Source organism: Thalassotalea fusca (assembly GCF_053485835.1).
Genome location: NZ_JBQRUN010000009.1, coordinates 102,046 through 116,297 on the forward strand (window position 1 = coordinate 102,046; position 14,252 = coordinate 116,297).

At 43.4% G+C, this 14,252-nt stretch carries 11 protein-coding genes; 4 read left to right on the forward strand and 7 right to left on the reverse strand.

The genetic code is table 11. The annotated features are described in order from the left end of the window. Positions 1-2: 2 nt before the first annotated feature. From ACSLUK_RS12785 to ACSLUK_RS12795, 3 genes are all read right to left on the reverse strand, one after another. Entirely contained in the window at positions 3-1,094 is a 1,092-nt protein-coding gene (locus ACSLUK_RS12785) for an efflux RND transporter periplasmic adaptor subunit (protein WP_448549051.1), read from the reverse strand. Positions 1,095-1,603: 509 nt separating this feature from the next. Further along, the gene (gene erpA / locus ACSLUK_RS12790; protein ID WP_448549052.1) at positions 1,604-1,945 is read right to left on the reverse strand and encodes an iron-sulfur cluster insertion protein ErpA; all 342 of its coding nucleotides are present in this window, start codon (positions 1,943-1,945) and stop codon (positions 1,604-1,606) included. 53 nt (positions 1,946-1,998) lie between these two features. Then, the gene (locus ACSLUK_RS12795) at positions 1,999-2,874 is read right to left on the reverse strand and encodes a DUF6776 family protein (RefSeq protein ID WP_448549053.1); all 876 of its coding nucleotides are present in this window, start codon (positions 2,872-2,874) and stop codon (positions 1,999-2,001) included. On the opposite strand from ACSLUK_RS12795, the gene ACSLUK_RS12800 reads away from it, so the two are divergent. The 4 genes from ACSLUK_RS12800 (at position 2,823) to hemL (ending at position 7,377) form a co-directional block, all read left to right on the forward strand. Continuing rightward, positions 2,823-4,502: a chloride channel protein gene (locus ACSLUK_RS12800; protein WP_448549054.1), complete on the forward strand. Its 1,680-nt coding sequence runs from the start codon at positions 2,823-2,825 to the stop codon at positions 4,500-4,502. The genes ACSLUK_RS12795 and ACSLUK_RS12800 overlap by 52 nt on opposite strands. Further along, a complete protein-coding gene (locus ACSLUK_RS12805) occupies positions 4,502-4,927 on the forward strand; it encodes a CopD family protein (protein WP_448549055.1) in 426 nt (141 codons plus the stop codon). Before ACSLUK_RS12800 ends, ACSLUK_RS12805 begins: the two co-directional genes overlap by 1 nt. Positions 4,928-5,053: 126 nt before the next feature. After that, the gene (locus tag ACSLUK_RS12810) at positions 5,054-6,061 is read left to right on the forward strand and encodes an aspartate carbamoyltransferase (protein ID WP_448549056.1); all 1,008 of its coding nucleotides are present in this window, start codon (positions 5,054-5,056) and stop codon (positions 6,059-6,061) included. Positions 6,062-6,090: 29 nt separating this feature from the next. Continuing rightward, a complete protein-coding gene (gene hemL / locus ACSLUK_RS12815) occupies positions 6,091-7,377 on the forward strand; it encodes a glutamate-1-semialdehyde 2,1-aminomutase (protein ID WP_448549057.1) in 1,287 nt (428 codons plus the stop codon). A gap of 90 nt (positions 7,378-7,467) precedes the next feature. Here the strand turns inward: hemL and ACSLUK_RS12820 are convergent, their stop codons facing one another. The 4 genes from ACSLUK_RS12820 to hrpB form a co-directional block, all read right to left on the reverse strand. Then, positions 7,468-7,863 (reverse strand): hypothetical protein, encoded by a 396-nt coding sequence (locus ACSLUK_RS12820; RefSeq protein WP_448549058.1) that lies wholly within the window; start codon positions 7,861-7,863, stop codon positions 7,468-7,470. A gap of 242 nt (positions 7,864-8,105) precedes the next feature. Then, a complete protein-coding gene (gene mrcB / locus ACSLUK_RS12825; protein ID WP_448549059.1) occupies positions 8,106-10,463 on the reverse strand; it encodes a penicillin-binding protein 1B in 2,358 nt (785 codons plus the stop codon). A 4-nt stretch (positions 10,464-10,467) separates the two neighbouring features. After that, positions 10,468-11,532: a CNNM domain-containing protein gene (locus tag ACSLUK_RS12830; protein WP_448549060.1), complete on the reverse strand. Its 1,065-nt coding sequence runs from the start codon at positions 11,530-11,532 to the stop codon at positions 10,468-10,470. Between the two features lie 70 nt (positions 11,533-11,602). Then, positions 11,603-14,131 carry an ATP-dependent helicase HrpB gene (hrpB, locus tag ACSLUK_RS12835; RefSeq protein WP_448549061.1) on the reverse strand — a complete coding sequence of 843 codons (2,529 nt, stop codon included), beginning with the start codon at positions 14,129-14,131 and terminating at the stop codon, positions 11,603-11,605. Positions 14,132-14,252 lie beyond the last annotated feature (121 nt).

A 14,252-nucleotide genomic window follows, 5' to 3' on the forward strand; every position in this document is an offset into this window, starting at 1 on the left:
TATTACAGTTGTTCACTTGCATACACCGCATTAACGGTATCACCTGCTCGGACAAAACCTTGCCCCAATGTGATTACATCAGCCTGCTTGCCTAACCCCGATAACCAAATGCCGCTGGTTTCACTTTTAACGACATTGATGGGCGTAAACACCACTTGGCCGTCGACAACAGTTTTCACACCTATATTGCCGTCTTCATCCAAGGCTAATAACGCAGGTGACAGTTTGATCGCATCAACGGGTTGAAGGGGAATGGAGATTTCACTGCTAATCCCTGCCAATAATTTCATGTCTGGGTTTGCGATAGTTACCTCAACTTTAAAAGTGTTGGTTTGCTCATCTGCGACACTCGCTATATACCTTAACTTGCCTGTGACCTGAGATTGATTTAGCAACTGAATATGCGCTTGTTGACCTACCGCAAGTTGGCCCACTTGTTTTTCGGTGACATAGCCTCGCACAACTAAAGGTTGCAAATCAGCAATCATCGCGATGTCGTCGCCTACTTGCACATAGTCACCTTGTTCGATGTAACGGGTGTTCATCACGCCATCGAATGGAGCACGGATCACAGTGCGGGCAATCGCAATTTCCAGCCGTTTAACGTCCGCTTTCGCTGCCGCGAGATTTGCTTCGGCATTTGATAATTGCACCTCGCCTTGGTAACCATCGGCATTAAGTCTTTGTGCGCCTTTATATTCAATTTCTCTCTGTTTGAGTAGTGAACGGCTATACGCTAATTGAGCATCTAAGTCATTAATCGCGAGGTGAGCAATAACATCCCCTTTAGCGACCTTAGCGCCTCTTTTAGCGAGCACTTTTTCAACACGACCCGAAATTTCTGCCTTGAGGGTAGCAGTTCGCTGTGGTTCGGTTCGGCCATAGATAGTGACATTGTCATTAACCACCTGAGCGTTAAATGTTTGTACTTGCACTTTGGCAACTACATCTGCCGCTTTAGCTTTATCTGTTGCTAGTTCTGTGGCATTCATTGCACCTGAAACCATCCACAACACAAGCAATAGGGTGATGAGTAAGGCAATAATATATGGACGCTCGGCGAGCCACTCACGTCCTTTTTGATATTGAGTCATTTGTATTCCCTTATTTTGAAAGAGGTCGAAAATGTTGGTTATGATACTTCGCGGGACTACGCTAGTCTAAATGATAATGGCAACAATATGTAACCAGCAGCACACAATTACCACCAAAAACGTACAAATAATACCAATCCGTATAAGAAATTGCTCTCTTAGCGAGAATTTAAAGGTTTAGAGGCAAGGCATTGATTGCAAAGAATGGTTGTTCCCTTGTTAAAATCAATAACGCAGCATATAAGCCTTTAAAACTCGCCCTTTGGGAATGCATGGGCAACATGATAACTACACAAAATAAGCTTAATGTAGAGCAACTATATCTACACTTATTTCGTTTGTTCTAATGTCGCCCATGTCATTCTAAGTGGGCAATTCTTTATGCGGATTGGTATAAACCACAAAACTTACATTTATATACGCGAAGTGCAATAAAGAAGAAGTTCTGTTTAGGCCAAAAACAAAAAAGTCGGCAAATGCCGACTTTTGAACATTGATATGTTTAATGTCTATATTGAAAAAGAAGAACCACAACCACAAGTTGTTGAAGCATTAGGGTTATTCACTAAGAAGCGGCTTCCTTCAAGGCCTTCAACATAGTCAACTTCACCGTCAACTAGGTATTGTAAGCTCATTGGATCTACGACCATAGTGACGCCTTTTTTCTCAATGGTCATATCGCCTTCATTGACTTTTTCATCAAACGTAAATCCGTACTGGAAGCCAGAACAACCACCACCAGTTACATAAACTCGTAACTTAAGATCTGGATTTTCTTCTTCTGTAATCAACGACAGCACTTTAGTAGCTGCAGCATCAGAAAATTTAATGGGTAACTCAGGGTTTGACATAGTCACTTTCTATTAATTTAACAACGGATGTTATTATCTAAAACTTGACCAATTTAATCAAGTATTGGCGACATCACCGGACTCAGTTTTGCAGTAGCATTTAACTCATTAATCGCTCGTGCCCACTCGTAATCTTGATCAATTCGATGAAATTTCTGCCACTTACCTTTGGGCAATACTGCTGCTAGGCTCACCAATTCAGGCGTAAAGTTTTCTGGCAATGTAAACTCGCCCTTGATTATTTGGAAGTACTGAAAGCTAAACGATAGATCTTTTTTCGTTAAACTAGAGACTTTCTCGAGCGACAACTTGCTTGGTTTTTCAGCCAAACTGCCAACAAGTTCTAATTCTATATAGCCCTTTGCAAAACGCTTTTTCACTTTTTGCTGCACTAACACTACCTGAAAGCGAAAATGATTAGCGCTTTCCGTGGGAGAAATAGTGAATGAATCCACCACTAAACCATCAGCTTGCTTTTCAGGAGCCATCACTTTTTCGTAGAAACCGAGTTCTTTTTTAGCTTGGAAATAGTCAACTTCAATATCTTTCAGCGCTGTTTGAATCTGCTGATTCGCTAAGCGCTCTACTTCCAACTCAACTTCAAGCGTATGGACTCGACGAATATTGTCTGCATGCTCCTGATAGAGTTTTTCCAATCGGCGTTCTTGTTTGCCTATCATGTCTGTTTGGTAGGCATGATAAAAGTTGCCTACGCGATAGCCGACATAGAAACATAACGCCATCACAATAAAAAGTAACATCGATGTTCGGTAGGCACCAAATTGTTGAACCACCGATTTGAGATTTATTTTTGCTAACCAGCTCATTTGAAAAGTATAATCACCACAACCAATAATAATATTAAGCGACAACGCATATGACAGTGCTTCAAGATCTCCGCAAGCATTTGGCACTTCCGCAAACCTCATGGCAATTATGCCTGCTCGCCGCTATTGGTGGCGTGGCGTCAGCGTTTCTCGTCGTCTTATTTATTTTGAGCATTAACCACCTTATGGCGTTCTTTGCTCAAATAGAGAGCCAGTATATCACCGTTGAATATTTAAGTCGTTTCGAATTACCCTTTTTAGGGGCGCTCATCATATTATTGTTTGCAACGCTTACAGGCTATAAATACTTACGTACAGGAATTCCCTTTGTACTACACCAACTTAAAGTAAGACACGGTGTCATTCCTTTTCGCAATACCCTGCACCAATTTGTGGGTAGTGCCGTTGCACTTGCTTCTGGCTTTTCAGTAGGAAAAGAAGGCCCTGCCGTTCATTTAGGCGCTGCGTGTAGTGGTTTTATCGGCAGTAAGCTTAATTTACCAAATAGTGCCATCAGAACGCTCAGCGCTTGTGGTATTGCCGCGGGTATTTCGGCATGTTTTAACACGCCAATCGCGGCAGTAATATTTGTCATGGAAGTTATCTTGCGAGAATACAAGGTCCACATTTTTATTCCCGTGATGATTGCTTCTATTATGGGTTCGATGATCACCAGCTCAGTACTCGGCCCTTCGCACGAGTTTGAATATTTACAGCCACTGAATTTATCCATGAGCCATTATCCCATTATCATAGGCCTTGGCATAATTTTGGGGATTCTTGCCTATGTTTTTAACCAATTATTAGTACTAACCATTGAGCGAGCCAATAAATACCCCATATATACGCGATTTGTTGTTGCAGCCTTAATCACCGGTGCGCTCAGCATATTCATTCCTTTTTCTCATTCAATGGCGTTTATTCCGTTCGATTTAACCGTAGAGCAAACATTAACTGTCAAATTATTAAGCTTAATGTTGGCCGCTAAAATAATAATGACGGTTGCCGCATTAGGCTTAGGTATTCCCGGTGGCGTAGTAGGTCCCATCTTAACGATTGGTGCAATAACTGGCGTAAGTGCTTCCGTTGTTGCACAGCAGTTTTTACCCGGTGCGCACTTGCATACTGACTATGCTCTAATTGGCATGGCTGGCTTTATGGCGGCTACGTTGAATGCCCCATTGGCGGCATTACTGGCCGTAGTTGAGCTTTCTAATCAATTAGAGATTATTGTGCCCGCTATGATAGTCATTACCACCTCCTGTGTTGCCTCGGGGCAGTTTTTCAAAAACCGTTCAATCTTTGTGATGCAGCTAGAAGTGCAGGGACTCAGTTACCGTAAGCCACCTATTGAAAAATCACTACAACGAATTGGCGTATTGGGGATCATGAATACACAATTTAATGTGCGCGAAGTTGTCGATGAGCAAGCACTGGTTGATGCAAAAAACGATATCGAAAATGAGTCTTTACAAGTATTGAAAAAACAACAAGACAATACGCTATTTCACATTCTTGATCAGGACTTGAACAAGGATGACGCAGGAAATATTAAGTACTATCCTTTATTCCCGATATCGAGTCAGGCCACGCTTGCTGAGGCCTATAGGCTACTTATAAACAATCGACACGGTGGCGTTTATGTTTATGAGAACACAACCGATGACATAATCGGCATAGTACCTTTTCAACAAATCAGACGATATTTACTCGAAGGAAAAACACGCTAATGACAATCTTATGGCTCAAAGCCTTACATGTGAGTTTTATGGTGGCATGGTTTGCAGGCATATTCTATTTACCGCGGTTATTTGTAAATCACGCGGAAGCATCAGAAGACTCCGTGAAAGAACGGTTAAAAGGCATGGAGCAGCGCCTACTAAAATTTGTTACCCCATTTGCACTGTTGACCATTATACTTGGCATTGCCATCATTTTTCAGTACGGCAGCGACTGGTTCGCACAAGCACGTTGGCTCCATATCAAAATCACGCTTGTACTCGTGCTGGTTGTCTACCATACCTATTGTTTTAAATTGGTCGCGATGTTTCAACGAGACGAGAATAAATTCTCACCTCGATTTTTCAGAATTTTCAACGAGCTGCCTGTTTTTATTCTATTTGGCGTCGTGATTTTAGCCTATGTTAAACCCTAGTTTTTATTAAGGTAAGATTCATTATTTTGGCGCAGTGTGCTATATTCCTGCGCCAGAAATTTTCATTTACTTTCCACAGATAAAGCGGCGTTAAATGCTTTGTCTGTCATTGTTAAGGTGCTCCTTATGATGACTTTTGAAGGCAGTCATATTCTCTCGGTTTCACAATTCGATCGAGAAGCTATCTCCCGTATTCTTGACGTTTCAGCACAAATGGCGCCATATGCTCGCCGACTAAAACGTTGTTATGTGCTTGAAGGCGCGATATTAAACAACCTGTTTTTCGAGCCAAGTACCCGAACCCGAGTAAGCTTTGGCGCCGCGTTTAATTTGTTGGGTGGCTTTGTACGTGAAACTGTTGGTGAAGAAAATTCTTCATTGAGCAAGGGTGAGTCATTATATGACACCGCGCGTATAATCAGCGGTTACTCAGATGTGATTGCGATGCGTCATCCAACGATGCACTCCGTTGAAGAGTTTGCGCAAGGCAGTAGCGTCCCGGTTATCAATGGTGGTGATGGAGCCAATGAGCATCCAACTCAAGCGCTACTCGACCTGTTTACAATACAATCAGAAATGATGCCGTTTGGAAAGCAACTCGATAACTTACATATTACGCTAATGGGCGATTTAAAACATGGCCGCACAGTCCATTCATTGTCGAAGCTACTGAGCTTATATAAGAATGTTAAAGTAACTATGATTGCTCCTGACGCCCTACAAATGCCTGACAATGTAGTTTCAACGTTAACTAACGCTGGGCATGAAGTAGTGATGACTGACAAGCTCGAAGGCAACCTAGCATGTGATGTCATTTATCAAACGCGCATCCAACAGGAGCGATTCGCTAGTGCCGCCGAAGCCGATCTGTATCGTGGTCACTTCAGTCTGAATAAAGAGCTTTACCGTCAATATTGTAAAGAGCACACCATAATTATGCACCCGTTACCGCGCGACTCACGTCCAGAAGCGAACGAGCTAGATACCGACCTCAATGATCTTGATAACCTCGCTATCTTTAGACAAGCGCAAAATGGCGTATTGGTTCGCATGGCATTGTTCGCATTAACGCTTGGCGTTGAAGATAAACTGAGCCAGTACGAACGTCCGGTCACTTGGCATAGCAACAAATAACACCGATAGATAATCGCAAGGTAAATAACATGCAAAATTCTGAACAGCTGTTTTCTCACGCTCAGGAAATTATTCCTGGTGGCGTAAATTCTCCCGTTAGAGCCTTCAATGGCGTTGGCGGCACACCTTGTTTTATCAAGCGTGCCGATGGTGCTCGTATTTATGATGCCGACGACAAAGCTTATATCGATTATGTAGGTTCTTGGGGGCCCATGATTTTGGGACATAATCACCCTAAGATTTTGGAAGCCGTCATTGAAACCGCTAAAAATGGTTTAAGTTTTGGTGCCCCTACAGCGCTTGAAATTACCATGGCAGAGAAAGTGCGAGAAATCGTCCCGTCAATGGAAAAGCTGCGTATGGTGAGCTCAGGCACTGAGGCAACAATGAGTGCTATCCGTTTAGCAAGAGGCTATACCGGACGTGACAAGATTCTTAAATTTGAAGGCTGCTACCATGGCCATGCTGATTCATTACTAGTTAAAGCAGGTTCTGGCGCCTTAACTATGGGTGTACCAAACTCACCAGGTATCCCTGAAGATTTCGCCAAGCATACCTTAACGGTGAGTTTTAACGACCTTGAGCAGGTAAAACAGGTTTTCCAGGAAGTCGGTGATCAAATCGCTTGTATCATTGTTGAACCAGTAGCAGGCAATATGAACTGTATACCGCCGGTTGAAGGGTTCTTGGAAGGTTTGCGTGCAATTTGTGACGAATACCAAAGTGTATTGATTTTTGATGAAGTAATGACCGGCTTTAGAGTCGCATTGGGCGGTGCACAAGCACACTACAATATCAAACCTGACCTCACCACGCTTGGTAAAGTCATCGGTGGTGGTATGCCCGTTGGTGCTTTTGGTGGCAAGAAAGCGATCATGGATTTCATTGCCCCTGTAGGCCCTGTTTATCAGGCAGGTACTCTGTCAGGCAATCCAATTGCGATGGCAGCAGGCTTAGCCTCATTAACTGAGTTATGTCAGGGTGATAAACACGCGCAGCTTAGCGCAGCCACAGAAAAACTCGCTATGGGATTTAAAGCGGCAGCAGAACGAAACGGTATCTCACTGGCGATCAACTATGTGGGCGCAATGTTTGGCTTCTTTTTCACTGACGAACCATCAGTAAACAGCTTTGCACAAGCCACGGCGTGTGATGCAGAAATGTTTAAGAAGTTTTTCCATTTAATGCTCGAAGAAGGGGTGTATTTAGCGCCTTCAGCATTTGAAGCGAGCTTCTTGTCAACCGCACATACCGCTGAAGATATTGACTTCACATTGGCAGCTGCCGACCGCTGTTTTGCAAAGCTTACGGACTAGTGCCGATTTCAGACATCAATACAAATAGAAAGAGCCGCTTCAATAGCGGCTCTTTTTCTTTCGTCAATTTTATTAACGCACTAATTATTGTTAGCTTACATTTACCACTGATAACTCTTGTTGTAGCCACTCATATGCTTGCTGCCATCCCAGTTCTAAACCAGAGAACAAGCGATAATTCCATTTATCAGTAATGCGAAGTTGATACAGCTCATGACTTAGCTCCTTGCTAGTCGGAGAATAATACACAAAAGCAATTGCTTTTAATCCGTCATACGAAGCAACACTAAGTTTAGCTTCATACGTGTAAGAGTAGTTATTCACTCGATTGATTAACATGCCAAATTCACCAGTCATATGCTCACTGATAAAATCATGACACTCATCAATCATCTCCATAGTCATTTCGATACCATCATCGACTACTACTTCTACAATATTGTCAGAAAGTAAATTGAAATAAGCGAAACTCAAGCGATGCTTCATTTCAACTCTCCGCGATACTTTTTATTATTTAATACTGCTACTTTTTACTACAGATATTACTTGTTACCGATATAATTTGTTATCGATATTATGGCGTTGCAAACTCGCCATAATGACTAGCAACACTCTCAATACCAATTAGCATTTATTAATACTAATCGGTATTAACTTTAGTAGCAGAAATACCATTATTCAAACGAGTGTTACGTAATTATGACAGCGTTGTAGCTAAATGGTTCTTTTTACGAACCAAATAATTTTTCAAACCATGAACGTTCATCGGTTGACTTGCTCTTAGACTGACACTCAAGTGCGTAAGGTAACCCAATCGTTACCGCAGGATATTGCACGCCACCATCACAATCATCCGGTAGCGGTTTGCCTGATTGTACATCAAATAAAACGTTGGCAATGTTTTCTGGTACGATACTTTCTCGATCAGCGATTGGTTGACGTCTGATAAAATCCGCAAAAACCACCAGCGCTCCACTACTGCCGGTCAATTTAGTTGGTCGGTTGTCATCATAGCCAACCCAGCTCGTCACCAGATGCTTTTCATCGTAGCCAACAAACCAACTATCACGCTGATCGTTAGTGGTTCCAGTCTTGCCCGCAAGTGTTTTTCCTTTCACACGCCAAGATAATGATTTCGCAGTACCTTCCGTGGTGACTTTAGTCATCGCATGATCAAGCAAGAATGACGCTTGTTCTGAAAAGTAAGGGACTTCTTCACTTGCGCCTTGCCATAAAAGTTCGCCCCTAGACGAATAAATGCGTTCAACAGCCGTCACTTCTCGATGCTTTCCGTGATTCGCGATCGGGTAATACATCGTATTTACCGCAAGTGGTGACATGTTAACCGCACCGAGCAGAATGGAAGGGCGTGCCACAATGTCGTCTTCAGCCCCCAATAAATGCATCACATCAAGCACGCTGTCTAGCCCTAGCTTCATGCCAAGATTTACCGTAGGAACATTTAAAGAATACACTAGCGCTTCCAATAAAGACACGTGCTGCCGATACTGGCCATCGTAATTTTTCGGCCGCCATTCCTGCCCTTCTTCCGTACTTAACACGATGGGTTTATCTTCCAGAATCGTCCCCAGTTGATACTGTTGGTAACGTTCTAGTGCGGCAATATAAATTACCGGCTTAATAAGCGAGCCTATAGGACGTTGGGCGTTGAGTGCCCGATTGAATCCGGCGTATCCAGACTCTTTGCCCCCCGCAATAGCAACAATGCCACCGTTGGTGATATCAGACACTACCATGGCTGCTTGCAGCTCTTCATCCGCTACTTGTGTCAGATTAGGCAATACATTGTCGATAGCGGCCTCCACATTTAATTGCGTAGGCAATGAAAAGTGCGTAAATACACGAATACCAGATTGCTGACTCGTAGGAGGCAAAATTTGAGCAAGTTCGCGTTTAACCAATTGCATATATGCCGGAAAGCTCTGCTTGGTTTGTGCCATTCGCCGTTGTTTTTTCACGCTGAGCGGTGATTCAATTGCGGAGATAAAGGTTGGTTTATCGATATAGTCATGTTCAAACAGCAGTTGCAACACGACATCACGGCGTGATTTGACGCGTTCTTGATAGCGCCATGGATCATAGTAGCTCGGCCCTTTTATCACCCCAACCAATGTCGCCATTTGTTCAATAGTCAGTTGTTCAACAGGTTTGCCAAAATAGAATTGTGCAGCTAGGCCAAATCCATAGATGCCGTTTGCATAATGTTGGCCAAGATAAACTTCATTAATATAGGCTTCGAGTAGCTGATCTTTGCTGTAGCGGTATTCAAGTAACAATGACATTATCGCTTCGTTAAACTTACGCGTCAGAGTTTTTTCACGCGTTAAAAACATGTTCTTAACGAGTTGCTGCGTCAATGTGCTGCCACCCTGCACTGTGCGACCAGCTTTCAAATTAGAATACAGTGCTCGTGCGATCCCCGTTGGTGAAATACCTTTGTGAAAATAAAAATCACGATCTTCAACCAACAGTAGCGTATCTAAAAGCGCCTCAGGTACTTGTTGTAACGGCACCAAGACCCTGTCTTCTTTGCTCTCTGGAACAATGCGTGCAATAAGATAAGGTTCCACCTTTACCTGTTGCACAGCTTCATCATTAAGATAAACATCAACTACTCGGGCATTTTTGACATCAATGGTTACTAGCTGAGCCTCGCTTTTGCCCTGACCAAAGTCAAATGCTCGACGAAAAATGATAATGCGCGATGCTGACATAGCAAACTCTCCCGCGCGACTGGGAGTGTTTACCTTTTTGTAACCCGATAAAAGTAGGTGCTGTTTTAACTGTGCCATATCGATAGCGGCACCTTGATAAAACGAAGGAATATCTCCGTAGACTTGCACAGGAATGTGCCAGCGTTGTCCTTCAAACTTGTTTTTAACAACGCTATCGAGGTAGAGCGTATAAAATGCTAACACCACTACGCTGACGACCATCAACTTTAGGGTGGTAACTAGCAACCAGCGCCTTTTAGACGGCGCAGTAGTTTCGCTAACAGATGCAGTGTGCTTAGCGGGCTTTTTTTTCGCAGGGCCTTTACCCGACACTTCAGGCTTTTTAGGCATAGATCTATGACTTTCCTTTGTCTAACCCTGACACTTTATTAAATTTTGACTTTAGTCGTTGACGGTAGTTTGATTTTGCAAGTTCTTGCATATCTTCAACCTGATCACTCTCATCCACGATTTCTCTACCCAGCAAGGTTTCAATCGCATCTTCTAACGTAACCACCCCAAGCGTCTGACCAAATTGGTCTTCCACGATAAAAATATGTTCGTGGCGCTTGATAAATAAATCGAGCAGTACGAATACTGGTAAGCTTGCTGACACCCTGAAAATTTCAACCGCCTGTGTCGCAACGGTAGCGCCACCATTCCCTAACCGTTCACTCTCATATAGCGAACCTTTAATGATTACGCCTGTGATGCTATCAATATTGCCTTGATATACCGGAATACGGGTAAAGTTTGCCGTGTTTTCCATACTTAACGCATCTGACACTGTGGTTGACTCGTCAATCGCGTGCACAACGCTGCGCGGAGTCAAAATGTCTTGCACCTTTACATCGCGTAAATTCAAAATGTTCTCGAACAACTGGTTTTCTTGCAATGCAATTGCACCGCCTTTGTGTCCCAATGCCGCAAACGCCAGCACTTCTTCACGACTCACTACATCTTCGTTGCCTTTGCTAAATAGCTTGGTCAATTGAGATGACAACCAAACTAATGGGTAAACCAATTTAACCAAAAAGGAAATCACGTAGGCAGAAGGAATTGCAAGGCTACGCCAGAATTTAGCACCAATTGTCTTAGGAATGATCTCTGAGAAATACAATATAGCCAAGGTCAGTAAGAAGGCGATAAGGGTTTCTTTCTCTTCGCCAAACACTCTGATTGCCTGAGCACCAACGCCGGCAGCACCCATCGTATGGGCAAAGGTATTCAATATCAGGATACTAGAAATTGATTTGTCTAAGTTTTCACGCACGCCGTTCAAAACTTTCCCGCCGCGCGGTTTGTCTTTTAGTGCTTGTTCAACATAGCTGGGACTCACTGAAAGTAAAACAGCTTCAAGGATTGAACAAACAAATGAAACTCCGATAGCAATTACAAGATAAATTATAAGTAAGGTCATGACTGTGGTTAAAAATCTCCTAGTTCGAAGCCCAATTGTAAACTATTTTGATCAATAGTTTTAACGATAATTATCTACGTTTTATTGAACGGCCTGCTTTTTCTTCCAACGGTTTTTCTGGCCAGCGGTGTTTAGGGTATCTACCACGCATATCTTTTGCCACATCAAAGTAGGAAGAACGCCAAAAATTCCCTAAATCACTGGTGGTTTGAATGGGCCTTTTAGCGGGAGACAATAGCTCAAATCTTAATGAGACTTGCCCCTGTGCTAATTTGGGTGACGCTAATTCTCCAAACATTTCCTGTAAAATAACCGACACTGTTGGCCCTTGATGTTCGTCATACCTAATCGCGATATTTTTGCCACTCGGTGTAACATAGTGAGTTGGCGCATGCTCATCCAAGTATTGCTGTTGTTCCCATGTCAGGTTAGCGACTAACAGATCATAAATATCTAGCTGCTTTAGTTGTTTCAACGAAGTGATATCTGAAATATAAGGCAGTAACCAAGCATCGAGGTTATCGAGTAAGCGCTGCTCTGAAACTTCAGGGAATGATGGATCCCACAGACCTAACCATTTGGCGCGGGCTACCCAAGATTGACATCGTGGTGTCCAATTAATAAATGATAACCCCTCTTCACGCACAATATCTTCAACGCATGTAACAAATGTTTCGGGCGCAATCTTATCGAGCCTCTCCTCGCGAATAGTGAGCGATCGATAGTGTACGGTTCGCCTGCCGATAACAGTTTCTTTTTTATCATCTAATCGAAAATGCGTAGATTCACGAAGCTTGTCGGCAATACTCGTCATAAATGCCTCGGAGGAAATAGGCACGCAACTATAAACGATGCCGTCTTTATTCTTTCCATCGCAGTCACATACTACGAGCCATTCCTCACCAAGTACCGAGTCAGTTGATTTAAGTGAGACGCCTCGCCCATTGGCAAGTAAATATCGAGAAGAATGCTTCGACCGTATTTTAGCAAGTCGGTCAGGAAATGCGCGTAATAACAATGGGCCAATGTGCTGTTGCACGGCCATTAAATCAAGGTTTTCGACGACTAAACGTATGTTAATTTTATTCGCAAAATTTCGCGCTAATTGCTTAACTTGTTCAGCAGCCCCTTTATTGATAGCGATTGTCTTTGAAGCACCGTTTTTGTCGTTGATATAGTCGATGATGGCTACTACTCGATCAGTAAGATCTGATCCATGTGCATGAGGCAAAATATCTCGTTCAGACAACAAAGCTGCTACTAGGCAAGCCAGCGACTTCTCTATGTCGCTAACACAGCTCAACATCATGCAGGCGAGTCTGGGCTCGACACCTAAGGTCAACGCCTTTTGTCCAACAGGCGTAATTTTATGGTCTGCATCAACAAGTCCCAGCGATTGATTGAGTTCACAAGCAACCGAGAAGTGATGTATTGGCGGAGCCGTTAGCCAGTTAGCATCCTGATAGTGAGTAATTCCCCATGCAGAGAGTTCCAACACAAGGCTCGTTAGCTCTGCCGTGGTTATTTCCTCAGGCTGAAATGGTTTAAATGCGTTATGTGCAGATTCACTCCATAAACGCACACACTGTCCCGCTTGTAAGCGGCCAGCACGACCAGCCCGTTGTATTGCAGAAGCTTGTGAAATAAAAACAGTATCAAGTCGCGTTAAGCCACTCTTAACATCATATACCAAGACTTTTTCCAGTCCCGAATCAATGACTGTCGTGCTCCCTTCAATGGTCAAACTAGTTTCAGCAATATTGGTTGAGAAAATTACTCTGCGACGCATATCAGTATTTCTGTGCAGCACGCGCTCCTGTTGCGCAAGAGTTAGCCCGCCATACAACGGCAAGTATTCTGCCTGTCCTTGTAGTGATTCGTCGGCTAATTGAAGACAGCGCTTGATATCAGCTTGCCCCGGCAAAAATACGAGTACATCCCCATCAAGGGTTTCAGCAAGGACCCGACCTAACGCTTTAATAACTTGCGCCGCAAGTGGCGATTGCGTGCTAGCATGATGTTTAACGGTTACTGGATGTGTTCGCCCCGGGCAATTCATGACTGGCACACGTCCTAAATAGCGAGCGATTTGTTCACCATCAATAGTTGCCGACATCACCAACATTCTGAGATCTTGACGATAAGCCTCCTGAACTTCCAAACACAACATTAGTGCCAAGTCAGCATGAATTGAACGCTCATGAAATTCATCAAAAATAACCAAGCCAATATCTGTTAATTCAGGATCTTGCTGTAATCTGCGAGTTAGTACCCCTTCCGTGACAATTTCCAGCCGGGTACTTGAAGAAACTTTGTGTTCATTTCTTACCTGATAACCGATTGTTTGTCCGACTTTTTCGCCCAATAGTGATGAAAGGTAATGCGCAATAGATTTCGCAGCGACGCGTCGAGGCTCTAGCATGACAATTTTTTTATCAGCAAACGCGTCTGCATTAAGTAACGCTAACGGCACTGCCGTTGACTTACCTGCACCGGGCTCAGCTTGTAAAACTAAGCTAGTGTGTTTGGTCAGTTGGTCAATCAGTTCGGGTAAATAGTCATCTATTGGCAGCAAAGTCAAAAAACCTGAGTCTGTCATATGTGGTGCGCAAGTATATCAAAATAGATACTGCCTGCGACATGCCCCTTAAAACGGTGAGTGAATTCCGCAGCGATATTCTCAAGTTCGGTGCTTAATTTAGGGTCTTGTACAGGACGTC